12 protein-coding genes are annotated in these 16534 nt (G+C 65.7%); 4 read left to right on the top strand and 8 right to left on the bottom strand.

What is annotated here, in order from left to right; translation table 11 throughout:
* Positions 1 to 166: 166 nt before the first annotated feature.
* From SYV04_RS43495 to SYV04_RS43485, 3 genes are all read right to left on the bottom strand, one after another.
* Positions 167 to 2263, bottom strand: coding sequence for a penicillin acylase family protein (locus SYV04_RS43495; RefSeq protein WP_321552041.1), 2097 nt, complete (start codon positions 2261 to 2263; stop codon positions 167 to 169).
* A gap of 141 nt (positions 2264 to 2404) precedes the next feature.
* The gene (locus tag SYV04_RS43490; RefSeq protein WP_321552040.1) at positions 2405 to 4216 is read right to left on the bottom strand and encodes a DUF885 domain-containing protein; all 1812 of its coding nucleotides are present in this window, start codon (positions 4214 to 4216) and stop codon (positions 2405 to 2407) included.
* Positions 4217 to 4365: 149 nt separating this feature from the next.
* Positions 4366 to 4875, bottom strand: a complete 510-nt coding sequence (locus SYV04_RS43485) for a MarR family winged helix-turn-helix transcriptional regulator (protein WP_321552039.1) — start codon at positions 4873 to 4875, stop codon at positions 4366 to 4368.
* A 186-nt stretch (positions 4876 to 5061) separates the two neighbouring features.
* On the opposite strand from SYV04_RS43485, the gene SYV04_RS43480 reads away from it, so the two are divergent.
* Entirely contained in the window at positions 5062 to 7158 is a 2097-nt protein-coding gene (locus SYV04_RS43480) for a prolyl oligopeptidase family serine peptidase (RefSeq protein ID WP_321552038.1), read from the top strand.
* Between the two features lie 32 nt (positions 7159 to 7190).
* Here the strand turns inward: SYV04_RS43480 and SYV04_RS43475 are convergent, their stop codons facing one another.
* Genes SYV04_RS43475 through SYV04_RS43465 form a run of 3 tightly spaced genes read right to left on the bottom strand, consistent with a single transcriptional unit; the run spans position 7191 to position 11194 of the window.
* Positions 7191 to 9434: an excinuclease ABC subunit UvrA gene (locus SYV04_RS43475; protein ID WP_321552037.1), complete on the bottom strand. Its 2244-nt coding sequence runs from the start codon at positions 9432 to 9434 to the stop codon at positions 7191 to 7193.
* Between the two features lie 13 nt (positions 9435 to 9447).
* Positions 9448 to 10203 (bottom strand): ABC transporter permease, encoded by a 756-nt coding sequence (locus SYV04_RS43470; RefSeq protein ID WP_321552036.1) that lies wholly within the window; start codon positions 10201 to 10203, stop codon positions 9448 to 9450.
* A 31-nt stretch (positions 10204 to 10234) separates the two neighbouring features.
* Entirely contained in the window at positions 10235 to 11194 is a 960-nt protein-coding gene (locus SYV04_RS43465; RefSeq protein WP_321552035.1) for an ATP-binding cassette domain-containing protein, read from the bottom strand.
* A 179-nt stretch (positions 11195 to 11373) separates the two neighbouring features.
* On the opposite strand from SYV04_RS43465, the gene SYV04_RS43460 reads away from it, so the two are divergent.
* Positions 11374 to 12180 carry a TetR/AcrR family transcriptional regulator gene (locus SYV04_RS43460; RefSeq protein WP_321552034.1) on the top strand — a complete coding sequence of 269 codons (807 nt, stop codon included), beginning with the start codon at positions 11374 to 11376 and terminating at the stop codon, positions 12178 to 12180.
* Positions 12181 to 12255: 75 nt separating this feature from the next.
* Complete coding sequence (locus SYV04_RS43455) at positions 12256 to 13362, top strand: Vgb family protein (protein WP_321552033.1); 1107 nt, start codon at positions 12256 to 12258, stop codon at positions 13360 to 13362.
* A gap of 321 nt (positions 13363 to 13683) precedes the next feature.
* On the opposite strand, the gene SYV04_RS43450 is transcribed toward SYV04_RS43455, so the two are convergent.
* Complete coding sequence (locus SYV04_RS43450; protein WP_321552032.1) at positions 13684 to 14157, bottom strand: helix-turn-helix domain-containing protein; 474 nt, start codon at positions 14155 to 14157, stop codon at positions 13684 to 13686.
* Between the two features lie 193 nt (positions 14158 to 14350).
* Positions 14351 to 15550, bottom strand: coding sequence for a serine/threonine protein kinase (locus SYV04_RS43445; protein ID WP_321552031.1), 1200 nt, complete (start codon positions 15548 to 15550; stop codon positions 14351 to 14353).
* 584 nt (positions 15551 to 16134) lie between these two features.
* On the opposite strand from SYV04_RS43445, the gene tnpA reads away from it, so the two are divergent.
* On the top strand, positions 16135 to 16479 hold the full coding sequence (tnpA, locus tag SYV04_RS43440; protein ID WP_321543470.1) for an IS66 family insertion sequence element accessory protein TnpA: 345 nt from the start codon (positions 16135 to 16137) through the stop codon (positions 16477 to 16479).
* Positions 16480 to 16534: the final 55 nt, after the last annotated feature.

Below are 16534 nucleotides of genomic sequence, written 5' to 3'. Positions count from 1 at the left end.
CGCTGCGCCTCCTGACGGAACTGCTCCAAGTCCTTCTCCAACTCCACGGACCACCTCCTGGTGTGTGGCCGCAGGTGGTCTCACGAGAAGGGGAACCCGTCACGACGGGGCACGGCGAGGTCTTACGGAGTTCTTCAACAAGCACCTGCGCTGACTGAACCCAACATCATGGCCGGTAGCTCTTCTCAGCATGCGCCTTGAGTTCCGCCGGGTCGAACCACACCGGCTTGAACTTGTGCTGCACGAAGAGCTGTGCCTGATCGGTGTAATGCGGTGAATCCGGCCGCGTGCTGGCCGACCCGAACGGCTGGACCGACTCCGAACGCACCTTGCCCGCCTTGTCCCACGTCACGAACATGATGAAGCTGTCGCCATGGCGGATCGCGAGGCGGCCGTCGGGCGACTCCTCGTAATTGGTCGCGGCACGGAGCGAATCCGGACCGCCATCCAAAGGCAGGTCGACCTTGCCCTGGCGCAGGCGGATCAGCTCGCCGAGCGGCACGTCGAGCTTGCCGAAATGATTCTGCAGATAGCCCGCCGCCTCGGCCATCACCGCACGAGGATCGGGCTTGGGCTTACGCTCGTAATGGAAGCGATTGGGCGCGCGCATGATCGAGAAGGCGAGCGCGTCGGCGGGTCCCTTTCCGTCCCAGTTCCAGTCCCAGCGGGAGAGCAGCTCGCGCGCGTCCGCGAGCAGGGGGTCGCCATCAGGGTCGACCGCGAGCAGCTCCTTGAACCACGCCTCCAGATAGCCGCCCTTGGCGACGCCGGTATCGAACTTCATCCGCTTCAAGTCTTCCTCGGAGATCGAAGGCAAGGCGCTCATCAACTCCAGCGCGCGGTCACCGCGATTGGTGGTGTCGGTCTCGACGCCGAGCAAGGGCGGTTGAGGTGGGATCTCCGACCCCTGCCCCGCCGCCTGATAGGGAGAATTGTTGCCGTTGATCAGGAAGCCCGAGGCGGGATTCACATTGCGTGGGACCATGCTCCACGGGACGGTGCCCGGCGCATAAGCGCTCGAGGTGTCGCCCGGCAGTACCTTCGAATAGTCAAAGCCCGGCTTCCGGTTGGGGAAGCTGGCATTGTAGAAAAAGGCGATGTTGCCGGCGGCGTCGCCATAGAAGAAATTGGTGCCGGGAATGCCTTGCATCGCTAGCGCTGCCTGCCACTGCTCGAAATCGGTGGCTCGGTTGAGCCGGTAATACGCCTCGACCATCTTGAGTTGGTCGCCGCCACCATAGCGGATCGCATGGCTGCCACTCTTGTTGGCGATCACCGGTCCCTGCACCGCGCGATGGACAGTCCTGGGCACCGGCAGCACGAACGGTCCCCAGAGCTTGACCGGCAGCCAGACGCGCTGCTTCTCCAACTGCCGCCACTGGTCGTCATAGCGATAGCGATCGCCGTCTGTGACGAGCTTGTAGACGTCGATCATGTCGGGGCGGTTGACGGTGTTGGTCCAGCCGAGCGTCTTGTTGTGCCCCAGCAGCGGATAGGGCGCGCCGGGGAAGAGCGCGCCAGCGAAATCCCAGCCGGTCTGCGAATGGACGACAAGCTCGTACCACGCCGCGCCGCCGCGCCAGGGCTGGTGCGAATTGGAGACGAGGTGGGTGAAACCGTCCGCCGATCGCTTGGGCGCGACAACGAAGGCGTTGGAGCCGGCCTGGTCCGATTCGGGCCCAAGCGGCGTGACAGCAGGCGCTTCGGGCGGCGAGCCAGCGCTTTCGACCGGCAGAGGCTTATCGCCGGTGAGCGAACCGAGCACACCTTCGAGCCCGAAGAAGAAGGGCGAGCGGACAACGAACCCGGTCGCGATATCCTCGCCGTTGACCGGGAACAGCCTGGACAACCGCACTTCGCCAGGATGCGTCTCGGCATAGCGATTGAGGCCCGAGGCGTAGCCATCGAGCAACGCGAGAACATCGGCGGGCTGCTTCATGTAATCGCGCGCGACCGTGGCGCGGGCGCCGAGGAGGTGGACGACGAAATCGGTCTTGGCGCCGTCCTGCCCTTTGAGCGCACCGAGCCGGCCGCGGGTCATCGCCAGCACTTCCTGCAACGTCGAGAAATCATCCTCGGCATGGGCATAGGCAATGCCATAGGCGACGTCGGGATCCGTCTTGCCGAAGATGTGCGGCACACCGAAGTTGTCGCGAGTGATTGTCACGTCATATGGGTGCGCGGGCGGCGGGGCGGCGCGGACGGCGAACAACGGCTCCCAGGTGGCGAGCCCGATCGCAGCGGCCATGATCAGCAAGCCCAACCCGATCAGGACTCTCCGGACTCTCCGCATTCCAGCCCCTCCCCAGCCGCAGGAAGTCGCGGCCTTCCACTGTACTGTACGGGCTCTGCTTCCGCCTCGCGGCGGGTTCGAATCCCGCCGCCTCCTGGAGCCACCCCTGCCCTACTGGGCGCCCTTCTGCTCCGCCTGGCGCGCCACCAGCCAGCGATCCACCTTCGACTCGAGCACCTTCAGCGGCAGCGCTCCGTCCTCCAATACCTGCCGGTGGAACGCCTTGATATCGAAGGCAGGCCCCAGCGTCTTCTCCGCCCGTGCGCGCAGCTCGGAGATCTTGAGCTGCCCCACTTTGTAGGCCAGTGCCTGGGAGGGAATGGCGATGAAGCGCTCCACTTCCGCCGTCACGCGCGGCTCGTCCGACGGCGAGTTCTCCAGCGCCCACGCGATGGCCTGCTCACGCGTCCACCCCTTGGCGTGCAACCCCGTATCCAGCACCAGCCGGATGGCCCGCCACAGCTCCGAGCTCAATGCCCCGTAACGCTGGTAGGGATCCTGGTACATCCCCAGCTCCGCTCCCAGCGTCTCCGCGTACAGCCCCCACCCTTCCGCGTACGCCGTGTAGCCTCCGAAGCGCCGGAAGCGTGGCAGTCGCTCCAGCGTCTGCTGGATGGAGATCTGGAAGTGGTGCCCCGGCGCCCCCTCGTGCAGGGTGAGCGCCTCCATGCCAATGAAGGGCGCATCCGCGTAGCCTCGGGTGTTCAGATAGAAGACTCCCGGCCGCGAACCATCCGGGCTGGCGGACATGTACGAGCCTCCCGCAGCGGACTTCTCGCGGAAGGCCTCCACCGCACGCACCTCGTAGTCCTGCTTGGGGATGAGATCGAAGAGCCGTGGGGTGAGCGCATCCACCCGCGCCTTCGTCTCCCGGTAGCGCTGCAGCATGTCCTCGCGGCTCTTGAAGCGCAGCTCGGGCAGCTTCTCCAGGTGCGCCTCGAAGGCCTTGCGATCCCCCTTGAAGCTCAGCTGTTGGATGACCGCGTCCATCTCTCCATGAATCCGCGCTACCTCTCGCAGTCCCAGCGCATGCAGAGCGTCGGGCGTCAGGTCCGTGGTGGTCGTCTTCCGAACCAGGTAGGCGTACCACTCGGAGCCTCCGGGCAGCGCTGACAAGCCCACGGTGGGGCGTGCGCGCGGCAGGTACTCGTCACGCAGGAAGTCGTGGAGCCGCCGGTACGCCGGCACCAGCCTGTCGCGGATGGTGGCGCGCCAGGTCTCGGTGAGGCGCGCTCGATCCGCCTCCGCCATGCCCTCGGGGAAGTTCTTCACGGGCTGGAAGAAGAGGCTGTCCTCGGGCTTGTCCACCACGTGCGCGGCGAGCTGGGGCAAGGTGCGCTCCACCAGCACGCGGGGCAGCACGATGCCCTTCTCGATCCCCTCGCGCAGCCGGGCGATGGCCGACTCGTTCCACGCCAGGAACCCATCGACCCGTGCCAGGAAGTCCTCGTAGTCCTTCACGGTCTTGAAGGGGTGTACGCCCTTACCGGAGCCCAGCTGCACGAAGAAGTTGGGCGTGCTGTAGAACTGGTTGATCGGCAGCAAGTGTTGCGGGAAGCGCTCCTCGTCGAGTTCCTCCTCCACATCCTCCACGAAGAGGGTGTGTGTCAGCCGCTGCTCCGGGCTGAGCGCGGCTGGGTCCAGCTTGCGCGCCGCCTCGAGCGAGCGCTCATAGAGGGCACGGCGGCGAGCGCGATGCTCGTCCGAGAGGTTATTGGTGAACCGGTCGTTGTAGCGGTTGTCGCCAATCATCGTGGCGCGAACAGGGCTGAGGACGAGCGTCTCCTCGAAGTGCTCCTCCACCAGCCGGGTGAGGCGCTCGTCGGCCGATGCGGCGCTCGCCTCCGCGGCAACGGACGAGGAGCTGGAGCGGCAGCCGGCACTCACGAGCGCCGTGATACCCAGGAACAGCAGCATGCGCATTGGTCGATTCCTTGCATCCTCATGCCACCCGCAGGGGTGCGGCGCGGCGGGTTTCGGAGTTGGCCTTTTAGCGGCAGAGGCCCGTCCGCGTGGAACATCGCGGGGGTGCGTCTATTCCCATTTCACGGTGTTCTGGGTGAGACAGCGCCTTACTTCCGCAGAAGCCGACGGACCCGCTCGGACAGAGAGCTACGCTCCAGCGCGCGCTCCAGCCGCTCGAGCGCCGCGAGCACGTCGCCGGCTTCCTGGTCCAGCTCCGCTGCCGCCTGAGAAAGCGCGGTCCACAGAGGCTTCAGGCGTGCCACCAGGGCCTTCCCTTCCTTCGTCAGGCGCACGGTGCGCCGACGCCCGTCGGACGGATCCACATCGGAGGTCGTGAGGCCGGACCTCTGGAGCGAATCCCGGGTCTGACTGACCGACACGTGGGTGATTCCGAGGGCCTGGGCGAGCTCCCCCACTGTCAGCGGGCCGTATAGGTCGAGCAGATTCATCGTCCCGAACCACCGCTGCTCGAACTTCACTCCCAGCTCCGCATAGAGCTCGGTGGCCTCCCGGTCGATGCGCTCGGACAAGCGGCGAAGGCGCGCCCCGACGGCGGCCGCGCCGGCCTTGTCCGTAAAGTTCGCTAGCCCCGCACGTGACTTCTTGACGACGGTCATTGCCAACTCCGTAGGTGCCTACGTATATAGGATTTCACGGACCATTCATACGAGATCCCGCGCTTGCTGAAACGAAAGCATTGCCTGCGTCTTCGCTGGGAGTTCCTGGTCGCGCTGGCCGCAGCGGCCGTGCTTCACGCGTGCGCTTCGAATCGCAGCGCCCCCCCACGGTCACTCCGGGTCCCCGTGTCCCCGCGCGAGCCGGTCGTCGACGACTATTTCGGAACGCAGGTCGTGGACCCCTACCGCTGGATGGAAGACTGGGAAGCGCCCCGGTTCGTGGACTGGCTCCACCAGCAGGATGCGTATGCACGCGCTGTTCTCGGCGCCATTCCTGAACGAAACAGGTTGCTCGAGCGGCTCCAATCCTACTCCGCGGGCGGACCCGTGGTGCGAGGTGTCCGTCAGGCCGCGGGCCGTAGCTTCTACCTCAAACGCAATCCAGGTGACGATGCGCTGAAACTCTACGTATTGCTGACTCCAGAGGGGCCGGAGCGCCTCCTGTTCGATCCAGCTCGAGCAGGGAGCGCCATGTCCATCGACTACTTCAGGCCATCCCCGGATGGTCTGCGCGTGGCCTATGGACTCTCCAAGGGCGGTTCGGAGCAGAGCGTTCTGCACATCCTGGAGGTGGAGAGCGGCGAGCACGCGCCCGAAACCATCGACCGCACGCCCTATGCCGAACCGTCCTGGTTACCCGATGGCACGGGCTTCTATTACAACCGGCTGGCAGGGCAGGCGGCAGGCACCGCGGAAGCCGAGAAGTATCTCCATAGCCGCACCTGGCTGCACCGGGTCGGCACGCCTCCGGAGCAGGATGTTCCCGTGCTTGGCACCGGTGTCGCCGGTTCGCCCGCGCTTCAACCTGTGGATTCACCCTACGTCCAAGTCACGGCGGGCTCCGAGCACATCCTGGCGCTGATCAGCCACGGCGCCGATGCGGCGATGAGCGTCCATGTCGCGCGCGCCAACCCCTCCGCGGTCGCTGGGTTTCAATGGAAGAAGGTCGCTGATTTCGCGGACGGTGTGACGGCGGCGGTCCTGCACGGCGAGGAGTTGTATCTGCTCACGCGCAAGGACTCGCCGCGTTTCAAGGTCGTCCAAGTCGACGCCGATGCTCCGGAGCTGGCGCGTGCAAAGACGGTGGTCCCCTCTTCCGAGCGCGTCATCCAGGGCATCGCCGTCGCCGCCGACGGGCTCTACCTCTCCGAACTCGATGGGGGCCTGGGCAGACTGCGCCGCTATAACTTCGCCTCCAGGACTCTGACCGAAATCCCCCTCCCCCTGGAGGGCTCCGTGCGAGGGCCTGTGACCGAGCCCACACGAGCCGGCGCGCTCGTGGGCGTCCAGAACTGGATCACTCCCGAGACCTGGCACCGCATCGATGGTTCCGGACAGCGCCTTCCCACCCGGATCGTGGCGCCATGGAATGTGGACACCTCTCGTTATCTCGTCGAAGAGGTCCAGGTGCGGTCCTGGGACGAAACGCTGATTCCGCTGTCCATCGTGCGACGCCGGGATGCCAGGCTCGACGGGTCCAGCCCTGTCTGGTTGACGGCTTATGGGTCGTACGGCCTCTCACTGACTCCGAGCTTCTCCGGCGTTGTTGGAACCTCACGCCTGATGCCGCTGGTGGAGGATGGCGGCATGTACGCGATCTGCCATGTCCGCGGAGGCGGAGAGTACGGCGAAGCGTGGCGCCTCGCGGGCACGCGGGAGAACAAGCCCAACGGCTACAAGGACCTGCTCGCCTGCGCGAAGCACCTCATCGCGCAGCGGTATACGCGGGCGTCCGCCCTGGCCCTGGAAGGCGCCAGCGCGGGAGGCATCGTGGTGGGAATGGCCATGACCACCCGCCCGGACCTGTTCCAGGTCGTCTTCAACCGAGTGGGAGACACCAACCCCCTGCGTCTCGAGCACGGTGCCGACGGTCCCATCATCGCCGCCGAGTTTGGCTCGACCCGCACACAGGCGGGCTTCCAGGAGTTGTACGCCATCGACTCGACCCAGCATGTCAGAGCAGGCACTGCGTACCCCGCGGTAATGCTGACTGCTGGCTTCAACGACCCGCGTGTACCGCCCTGGCAGCCGGGAAAGCTCGCTGCGCACCTGCAAGCAGCGACGACGAGCGGTCGTCCCGTCATCCTCCGCGTGGAGTTCGACGGGGGCCACGTGGCTTCGTCCAGTGCTCAAAGCCATGCCGAGCATGCCGACATGCTCGCCTTCTTCTACGCCCAGCTGGGCCGCACCAACGCCCAGGCTGGGGTCGACAGCGGCGGGTGACCCACCGGTTCTGGGGTCACCCCTCCTCCCGGTTACGACCGAGCAGCCATGTACTTGCCGGTCAGCGAGCCCTTGTGTGAGGCGAGCTTTCCGGGAAGCCCTTCGAAGACCACGCGGCCACCTTCATGGCCGGCGCCGGGTCCCAGATCGATGACCCAGTCCGCGCGGGAGACGACGTCAAGGTTGTGCTCGATGACGATGACGGTCGAGCCGGCGTCGACCAACCGATCGAACAGGCCAATCAGCGTGTCCACGTCGTTCATGTGCAGACCCGTGGTGGGCTCGTCGAGTACGTAGATGTTGCCCGACTGGCCCAGTTCGGCGGCGAGCTTCAGGCGCTGACGTTCGCCGCCCGAGAGCGTCGACAGCGGCTGCCCCAGCGTGAGGTAGCCGAGCCCGACGTCATCCAGCCCCTGGAGAATCTTGGCGATGGCCGGTTCGGTGAAGAAGGCCACGGCGTCGGTGACAGACATCTCGTAGACGTCGCTGATGGACTTGCCGCGCAGCCTGTGGGCCAACACCTCTTCGGTGAACCGCTTGCCCTCGCACGTCTCGCAGACGGTCACCATCGGGTCCAGGTGCGCCAGATCCGTGTAGATGACACCGAGCCCGTTGCAGTCCGGGCACGCGCCCTTCGAGTTGGCGGAGAACAGCGCGGCGTCCACCTTGTTCGCCTTGGCGAAGGCCTTGCGGACGTTGTCGAGGATGCCGGTGTACGTGGCGGTGTTGGAGCGGCGCGAGCCGCGAGCCAGGTTCTGGTCGATGATGATGGTCTCCGGGTACGCCTTGGGCAGGCAGCCCTGAATCAGCGACGACTTCCCCGAGCCCGCGACGCCCGTCACGACCGTGAGCACCCCACGTGGAATCGAGACGGAGAGGTTCTGGAGGTTGTTGAGGCGGGCGTCCTCGAGTTGGAGCTGCCCCGTGGGCTTGCGGGGTATGGCCTTGATGGGCTGGTACTTCTTCATGTGGTTGCCCGTGAGCGTGCCCGAGGTCAGCAAGCCCTCGTACGGGCCCTCGTAGACGACCTGTCCGCCCTTGCCGCCGGCCTTCGGCCCCATGTCGACCACGTGGTCGGCGATGGCAATCATGTCTGGCTTGTGCTCGACGATGAGCACCGTGTTGCCCTTGTCGCGGAGCTGCTGCATCAAGCCCGCGAGCCGGCCGACATCGTGCGGGTGGAGCCCCACGCTGGGCTCGTCGAAGATGTACGTCACATCGGTGAGGCTGGAGCCCAGGTGCCGCACCATCTTGACGCGCTGGCTCTCTCCTCCGGATAGGGTCGAGCTCTCTCGGTCGAGGCTGAGGTAGCCCAGCCCAATCGTCACCAGGTTGTCGAGCCGGTGGGCCAGGGCCTCCAGCATCGGGCCCACGGACGGAGCGGCGATCTCGCGAACGAACGTGGCGAGGTCCGAGACCTGCATCGCGGAACACTCAGCGATGTTCTTGCCCTGGATGCGGCTGCCGAGCGCGGCCTGGTTGAGCCGTCCTCCCTTGCAGGAAGGACAGGTGGCGCGGGTGAAGATGCGCTCGTATTCGGCGCGGACATGCGGCTGGACGGTCTCCGGGTCCTTGGAGCCCAGCGTCCTGCGCAACTTGGGGACAAGTCCCTCGTAGGTGAGGTTCATCTTGTCGACCTTGATCTTCCGGCCGTCGTCCAGATGGAGGAGCTTGTCCATCTCCTCCTTTGAATACTTGGACAGTTTCTTATCGAGGTCGAAGTAGCCGGACCTCGCGAAGATGGCCCAGTACCAGGTATCGACCGCGTATTCCTTGGGCAGGATGGCGCCCTCGTTGAGGGACTTGGACGTGTCGATGACGGCGTCCATGTCCATGGACGCGACCTGGCCAATGCCCTCGCACTCCTGACAGAGGCCGCGCGGGTCGTTGTAGGAGTAGAACCCCGGGCTGCCCAGGTGGGGCTCAGCCAGGCGCGAGAACACCACGCGGAGCATCTGTGCCGCATCCGTGACGGTGGCGACGGTCGAGCGCGAGTTTCCGCCCAGCCGCTGCTGGTCGACGATGATGGCCGCGGAGAGGTTCTCCAGGCTCTCCGCATCCGGCTGGCCGTAGTGCGGCATGAACTGCTGCACGAATGCCGGATAGGTCTCGTTGATGAGCCGCTGGCTCTCGGCCGCGATGGTGCCGAAGACCAGGGACGACTTGCCCGATCCCGAGACACCGGTGAAGACGGTGATCTTCCGCTTGGGGATGTCGAGCGAGACGTTCTTGAGGTTGTTCTCGCGCGCCCCACGAATCTTGATGGAACCGTACATTGCTTCCTCCTCCTCAAAGTGATGCACGCTTGATGGTCGCGGAGCCCACGGCGAGGCCGACCGTGCCGACCGCCGCCGCGACCACCATGCCTTGCAAAACGGTCAGGGTGAACAGCTCTCCCGAGAACAACGCCCGCTCCGCTTCGACCAGATAGGCCAGGGGGTTGAAACGCGACGCGATGTAGAGCCAGCGAGGTGCCATCTCCATGGGGAGCAGCACCCCGCCCAGCAGCATCAGCGGCAACGAGATGGAATGGGAGACGAGATAGAACAGCGAGCCGTCATGCTTGCTCGCGATGGCCAGCGCGTAGGACAGCGCCGCCACCCCGATGCCGAACAACAACAGAAGCCCCAGCCCAAGGAGCATGGGCAGGACGTAGAGCTGCAGTCCAAAGGGAACAGCCACCGCGATGACGATCATCGCCTGGACGAGGAGCGGCACCAGCTCCTTCAAGGCCCGGCCCACGAGGATGGCCGGACGGCTCATGGGCGTGGCGAGGAGCCGCTCGAAGGAGCCCGAGAGGAGCTCTTCGGTCAAGCTCCAGCCACAGGACACGGTGGTGAACAGGACCAGCATGACCACCATGCCAGGCACGAACCACTGGAGTGGCCCAACCTCCGCCCCGGTCGGCACATCGCCCAGGAGCGGCACGAAGAGCCCCAGATAGAGCAGCGGTTGGATGACGCCGAAGACGATGTAATACCAGTTCCTGAGCGTGGGGCCGATCTCACGGCCGAAGGCAATCCGGGCATCGGTGAGGAAGCTCATGGGGATCTCTCCGTGAACAGGGGAACGTGGGTCAGGAGGCTGCGGTTTCGCGAAGGGACCGGCCGGTGAGTCCGAGGAACACGTCGTCGAGCGTCGGGCGCTTGACCGTGGCGCTCACCACCTCGATGTCAGCCCGGTGCAGCCGGCGGATGAGCTCAGGGAGCATCGCCTCGCCATCTCGGAGGGTCACCGAAACCGCTCGGCCCTCACAGCGGGCCTCGCGCACATCGGGCAGGGCCCTGGCCAGCTCGGCCGCCCTCCCCGCCTGGGCATCGTCGTTCACGGTGATGCGCAGCGTGTCGCCCGCCAGGTGGGCTTTGAGCTTCTCCGGCGTGTCGTCGGCGATCATCACCCCGTGGTCCATGATGAGGACCCGCTCGGCCATGGTGTCAGCCTCTTCGAGGTAATGGGTGGTCAGGAAGATGGTCATACCGCTCTGCTTCCGGAGGCGGGTGATGTGCTCCCAGAGATTGGCGCGGCTGTGCGGGTCGAGCCCGGTGGAGGGCTCGTCGAGAAACAGGATCCTGGGGGTGTGCATGAGCCCCAGCGCCACATCGAGCCGGCGCTTCTGCCCACCGGACAGGGAGGCGCAGTCGCGGTCGGCCAGCCCGTCGAGCTCGAGCATGGCGAGCAGCTCGTCGGCGCGATTCCGAGCCGACGCGGCGCTCATGCGCTGGGCGCGCCCCTGGGTCATCAGCTCGTCGCGGACCCGGTGATAGGGCCCCGAGCCCGTCCCCTGCCCCACGTAGCCAATCTGCCTGCGCACGGCGGCAGGATCGCGAACCACGTCATGTCCGCCCACCCGCGCACTCCCGGACGTGGGAGGCAGGAGCGTCGTCAGCATGCGCACCGAGGTGGACTTCCCGGCACCATTGGGCCCCAGGAAGGCCACCAGTTCTCCCTCTGCCACATCCAGGCTGAGGCCACGGACGGCCTCCACGGTGCCTGTCTTGGTCTTGAAGGTGCGTGTCAAATCACGAGCAGCAATCACGAAGAGGCTCCTCTCGCTGGCCCTTGAGCAGACGATTCCCGTCCCGCGGACAAGGCGTGTCCGCAGGCAGGCTTCCCGCAAATCGCTCGACATCTTTTCAGCCACGCCGTAACTTCGTACGGCGCACGAGGTTTAGCACAATAACCCCGTGCGCTGTAAATAGTTATTGAGGGGTACGGATGAGCGACGAGATTTCCGGACGGGGCGACCCGTTGAAATCACTGCAGTTGCTGTGGGGAAGGACCGAGGCGCCGCGGCGTGGCCCGAAGGCGAAGGCGCGTGTCGAGGACCTGGTGTCCGCGGCCGTCGCCATCGCCGATGAGGAAGGTCTCGCCGCCGTCAGCACGCGCCGGGTCGCGGACGCGGTCGGCATCTCCGCCATGTCGTTCTACACGCACATCCCGGGCAAGGCGGAGCTGCTCGACCTGATGATGGATGCCGTATCGGGCGAGGTCTTGAAGAATCGGCCCGTTTTCGAGCCCGCTCAGTGGCGAACCAATCTGACCCGGGTGGCGACCGAATATCGCAACTTCTATCTGGCCCACCCGTGGGTGATTCAGCTCGCGACGCACCGGACGGTGCTGGGCCCGAACACTTTTCAGTCTGCCGATATCGCGCTGAGCGCTGTTGAAGGCTTGGGGCTCACCGATCTTGAGATGGATCGGGTCATCACGATGGTCCTCGACTACGTCCACGGCGCGGTCCGCAACGCGGCGCGAGAGAAGATGGTCAAGGAGCTGACCGGAATGACAGACGAGGAGTGGTGGTACCGCGTCGCGCCGTTCCTCGAAACGCTCGACTTCACGCCCTACCCCGTGCTGGCGCGTGTCGGAAAGACCGCTGGAGAGGCTTACGGAGCACACGATCCTGAAGGGGCCTTCGCTTTCGGGCTGGCTCGGGTGCTCGATGGCCTGACCGTGTTCATTGAGTCGAAGACCGCCTCGGCACCGAAGAAGGCACGCGGCACATTGGGGCAGGAGCGTTAAAGAGACTACTGCGGGTTGGATTGCCGTTGCTTTGAACCCAGTCCGCTCTCACATGAGGAGGCTATGGTTCGCACCATGAACCAGCCCCTCCGTCCCTTTGTCCCCTCCTCGCGGTGGTCACCGCGCTTCGTTCTCTCCTCGCTCCTCGCTGCCTGTCTGCTCGTTGCCAGCGCCGGCTGTAGCGACAAGAAGCCCCTGCCTCAGGTGGAAGAGGTGGGAGTACTGCTGGTGGGCGGCACCCGCACCCACAACGTCGTCAAGCTCGATGAGCAAACTGGGGAGTTCCTCGGGGACTTCGTCCCCGCGAGCAGCGGGGGACTGGTCGCCCCAGACGCGCTCGTGATCGGTCCCGATGGCCACCTCTACATCACCAGTGGAGATACCGAGGAGAACTCAGCCGTGCTCCGCTATGACGGAAAGACGGGCCAGTTCATCGACAGGTTCGCCTCGGGCCATGGCTTGTTCCGCCCCTATGGGATGGTGTTCGGCCCCGACAACCTGCTCTACGTGAGCAGCTTCTTGAGCGATCGGATCCTCCGCTTCAACGGCACGACGGGGGCCTTCGTGGATGTCTTCGCCACGGGGGATGGGAGGCCGGGAGGGCTCAATGGTCCCAACGGCCTGGCCTTCGGGCCGGACGGCAAGCTCTACGTGAGCACCGAGGGCACGGTCGCCGTCAACGGGCAGGCCACCTTCCCGGGGCTGCCCAGCCAGGTGCTGCGCTATGACACCGCCACGCGCCAGAGCGAGGTCTTCATCGATCAGCCTGCGCTGTCCCCCGCGGGGGCGGGCTACATCAGCCTGCTCGGAGTGGTGTTCGGTCCGGACTGTGACGCCCCAGGCGGCACCTGCGATCTCTTCGTCAGCGATTACGCCAATGACATCCGACGCTATGAGCTGGGGACGCGGGCGCTGAAGGCAACCCTGTCCACCAACTACTCGGGCGTCGTCCCCACGAAGAACAACCTGGGCAGCCTGACGTTCGGCACGGAGGCGCGCCTCTACACGGTCGGCTTCGACAGCTCAACCGACGGGCAGATGAAGGGCGCCGTCTTGCGCTTCGATGGCCGCACCAATGCTCCAGCACCAGCCTCCGGCAACGCGGGTGCCCTCTTCGTTGCGCCCGATGCGAGGCTGGTACGTCCCATCGGCATCACTTTCACCCGCGTGCCGAAGTCCTGACAGTTCCGCTCAGGGCACTCCGATCGGGGGCAGGTGAGCGCGCATGCATCTTCAGGACGTCAATAGCCAGGAGCGAAGCTCAGAGCAGCGAGAGGCTCTGCTTGGAGGCGGCGGGAATCGAAGCCGTGTAGGGGGTAAAACGGCTCGCTCTGAAAAACGGCCCTCCCCTCAGTTTCCCTCTGAAAAACGGCCCCTCATAGCGGCCACACGCGTCCGCACGCGTCCGCTCGATTTGGTCCTTTTTTGGTCCCCGGAATCCCCGGGAGCAAGCGGAGCGCTGGGGGCATTCTGGGGCGTCCAGGCGAGCCCGAGCCTTCGCGTTCAGCGCCCCGGCAGAAGTAAGGCGACCAGCCGCGCCAGTGTCTTGATCCTCGGACTGTCCAAGCGAGCGAGGCGACGCAATAGGCGGCGCTTCTCGGGCGTGTCATTCAGGCCGGGCAGCACCGCGTGTGCCCCGGGGACGCTCTGCCCCGGCTCCACCTCGGCAAATCCCATCAGTTCATGCGGCCCGCAGCCGAGCGTCAGACACATCCGCATCAGAGTCGGGACACTCGGCATCACTTCCCCCCGTTCCATGCGCCCATACACCTCGGGGTGAGTGCCGAGGGCTGCGGCAACGTCTGCCTGGGTGAGTCCGGCGCGCGTTCGCGCCTGCTTGGCCACCGCGCCGATGGTGCTCGCTAGTCGGCTCTGGCGGATCTCGATGTGGCGAGGTGGGGAGGGCCGCTTGCGACCGCGCGCAGTGGGGCGCCGGGAATGTGCTGCGGCAGGAGTCTTTGCGGTGGCTCTTGGCATAGGGAACCTGCGGGTGTTGTCCTGTCGAACGGGTTAAGGCCCCAAGGGGCCAGCGGTGGACAGCTACGGTCAGAGGCGGGGACACGCAGAGGGGGCTTGTCTCCCGTCCACCTCGAAGACAAGCCAGTTCCATCCTCGGCGCGACGCCGAAGCAGGGCCTGCGGGGTGCGTGAGAGAGGGGCGCTGCGGGTGGCTAGGTGGTCCCGCCCCGCTCGGTGATGATGTCCTCTTCCGTCACCATGTCGGGCGGTAGCTGGCCCTCGTTCGTGGGCCCAATCACGCGCTGATTCATGCTGGCCCCCTCCAGCGAGAACAGAACCTCGTCGAGCGCTTCCGTGGCTCCGTAGGAGGCTCCCAGCGCAGCGAGGCCCGCCCGCAGATCGGCCTCCACGTCAGCCGCCGACTGATACCGATCTCCCGGGTTCCGCTGGATCAACCTGCGGACGATGGAGCGCAGCGGATGCGCTAGAGGTTCGGTGAGCGAGTCCACGTCCTGCCTGGTGAACGTGGCAGCCCGCAGGATGCAGTCCTCCGTATGCTCCGGTAACTCTGCTTCCATGGCCGTTATGGCTGCGTCGAGAACCTGCTTCTTGGCCTTGGGCGTTAGAGCCTTCTCCAAGTCGCTGGGCCGTAGGTGGGGCATGCTGTAGAGGTGACGCCACGTGGCCAGTTCCAGCAGCACCAGCCCCAGCGAGAACAGATCCGAGAGCGGATCCGTCTCCTCGCAAAGCAACGCCTCGGGGGAGCAATAGAACACGTCGCCATGAGGGCGCGGCAGCGTCGATGCTACTCGGCCTGGGAGGAGAGAGCGCGCGCGGGCGAAGTCCGTCAGGATCACCCCTCCCTCCGGCTCCAGGAAGATGCGGGCGGGGTTCAAGTCCCGATGGACGATGCCCAGCGGGGCGCCGTTCTCGTCCTTGCAGGTGTGCGCGTAGTGCAGGGCTCCCGCAACCTCGGCGCCCACGTAGAGGCAGAACGCCGGGGAGAGGAGCTTCTCGCGCATCTGCGAGTAGGTGATCAGGCTGTTGATTGAGGTGCCCTCTACACGGTCGGACACGATGTAGAGAACGCCTTGGACTTCGTAGGGCCCAAGAGTGCGGGCGATCCTTGGGTGTTGCAGGTAGGTGGCGAGGTGCGCCTCCTCCCGGAGCCGCGCACGCATCCTCTCCAGCATTTCGGGATCGTCTGACGACGTAGGCGGCAAGCTGCGGACGATGACTTCCCGCAGGCGCTTCTTCTCGGTGCGCTCCCAGGCTGGGACGATGATTTCCCCAAGCCTGGATTGCGCCAGTTCTTCGACCAATGGACGCGACAGATCCACCTCATACGAGAACTCGCCATGAGAGAAGAGAATTACCCCCGGGACGCTCCAGGGCTGCCGAGAAGTAGCCATGCGGGATCGACTCCTGGCGGCGCGAGAGGAGGCGCCGCGCAACGGAGGGAAACACTACCCGGCATGTGCTGGGACATGGAACGACGCCCAAGGTTAGGCGTGGCGTGATCTCGGTCTACAGCGTCAGCGGAACGCCCGACAGGAACACCTGCATACGGTAGGGATCCACCGGGCCCAACTTCGCCTGTCCGACGCGCGCAAGGGCTCCACGGGCGCAGCAGGCTCACCTGAACGCGGGAGGGTTCTACGGGCCCAGCTTCACCTGTTCGACCTGACACGGACCTCGCGGTGATCGCTGGGGCTCGTAGTGCTGGGGCCTCGTGGCGAGCGTTCAGGCCGAACACGTCGGACAGTCAATGTTCGCAGTGCCTCGTGGTGACGGGGTGTCCACCTGACGTGGTTCCGCGCACCTAGTGGACTGTCCACGAAGTTGTTGGACATAGCCAGCGAGGGGCCGCTTTCCGGAGACTGGCTCGGAGGAATGGCAGCGCCCGCGACTATGTCTACGTACTTCGTGGACACTCCGTATCCGCTGCATGAGCCCCGTCTGGAGTAGCTGAGCCAGAGCGAGCAAGGTGTGGCGCATGGCAGACATCGAGGTGTGGAAGAAGCGGGTGGAGGACTGGCGCGCCAGCGGTCAGAGCGCCGGGGAGTACTGCAAGGGCCAGGAGTTTACGGCAGGCACGCTCTACCGGTGGTCGAGTCGACTGGCGGAGCCAGCACGAGAGGAAGGAGCAATGCCCCTGGTGAGGTTGGTGGGTGGCCCTCAGCCGCCAGCCCCGCAGCCGGCTGAGGCCGCGGCGCGGTCGGTGGCGGTCATCATCGAAGTGCAGGGAGCCCGAGTGCTGGTGCCGGCTGGAGCGCAGGTGGCCACCGTGGGGGTGGCGCTGGAGGCGCTCGGGGCCAGCAGAGGGAGCCTGGCGCGATGATTCCGCACGGCGTGGAGATATTCGTTGGGCTGGAGCCCATTGACTTGCGCTGGGG

Origin of the sequence: Hyalangium ruber (genome assembly GCF_034259325.1) — a bacterium.
Classification (GTDB): domain Bacteria; phylum Myxococcota; class Myxococcia; order Myxococcales; family Myxococcaceae; genus Hyalangium_A; species Hyalangium_A rubrum.
Note: the sequence above shows the minus strand (reverse complement) of the source record. Positions and strands in the feature narration are given on the sequence as shown.

Bases quoted from the DNA above. Each gene is read 5' to 3' on its own strand.
- SYV04_RS43475 (WP_321552037.1), bottom strand. From the start codon at position 9,434: ATGTACGGTTCCATCAAGATTCGTGGGGCGCGCGAGAACAACCTCAAG.
- SYV04_RS43485 (WP_321552039.1), bottom strand. From the start codon at position 4,875: ATGACCGTCGTCAAGAAGTCACGTGCGGGGCTAGCGAACTTTACGGAC.
- SYV04_RS43470 (WP_321552036.1), bottom strand. From the start codon at position 10,203: ATGAGCTTCCTCACCGATGCCCGGATTGCCTTCGGCCGTGAGATCGGC.
- SYV04_RS43455 (WP_321552033.1), top strand. From the start codon at position 12,256: ATGAACCAGCCCCTCCGTCCCTTTGTCCCCTCCTCGCGGTGGTCACCG.
- SYV04_RS43450 (WP_321552032.1), bottom strand. From the start codon at position 14,157: ATGCCAAGAGCCACCGCAAAGACTCCTGCCGCAGCACATTCCCGGCGC.
- SYV04_RS43490 (WP_321552040.1), bottom strand. From the start codon at position 4,216: ATGCGCATGCTGCTGTTCCTGGGTATCACGGCGCTCGTGAGTGCCGGC.
- tnpA (WP_321543470.1), top strand. From the start codon at position 16,135: ATGGCAGACATCGAGGTGTGGAAGAAGCGGGTGGAGGACTGGCGCGCC.
- SYV04_RS43460 (WP_321552034.1), top strand. From the start codon at position 11,374: ATGAGCGACGAGATTTCCGGACGGGGCGACCCGTTGAAATCACTGCAG.
- SYV04_RS43445 (WP_321552031.1), bottom strand. From the start codon at position 15,550: ATGGCTACTTCTCGGCAGCCCTGGAGCGTCCCGGGGGTAATTCTCTTC.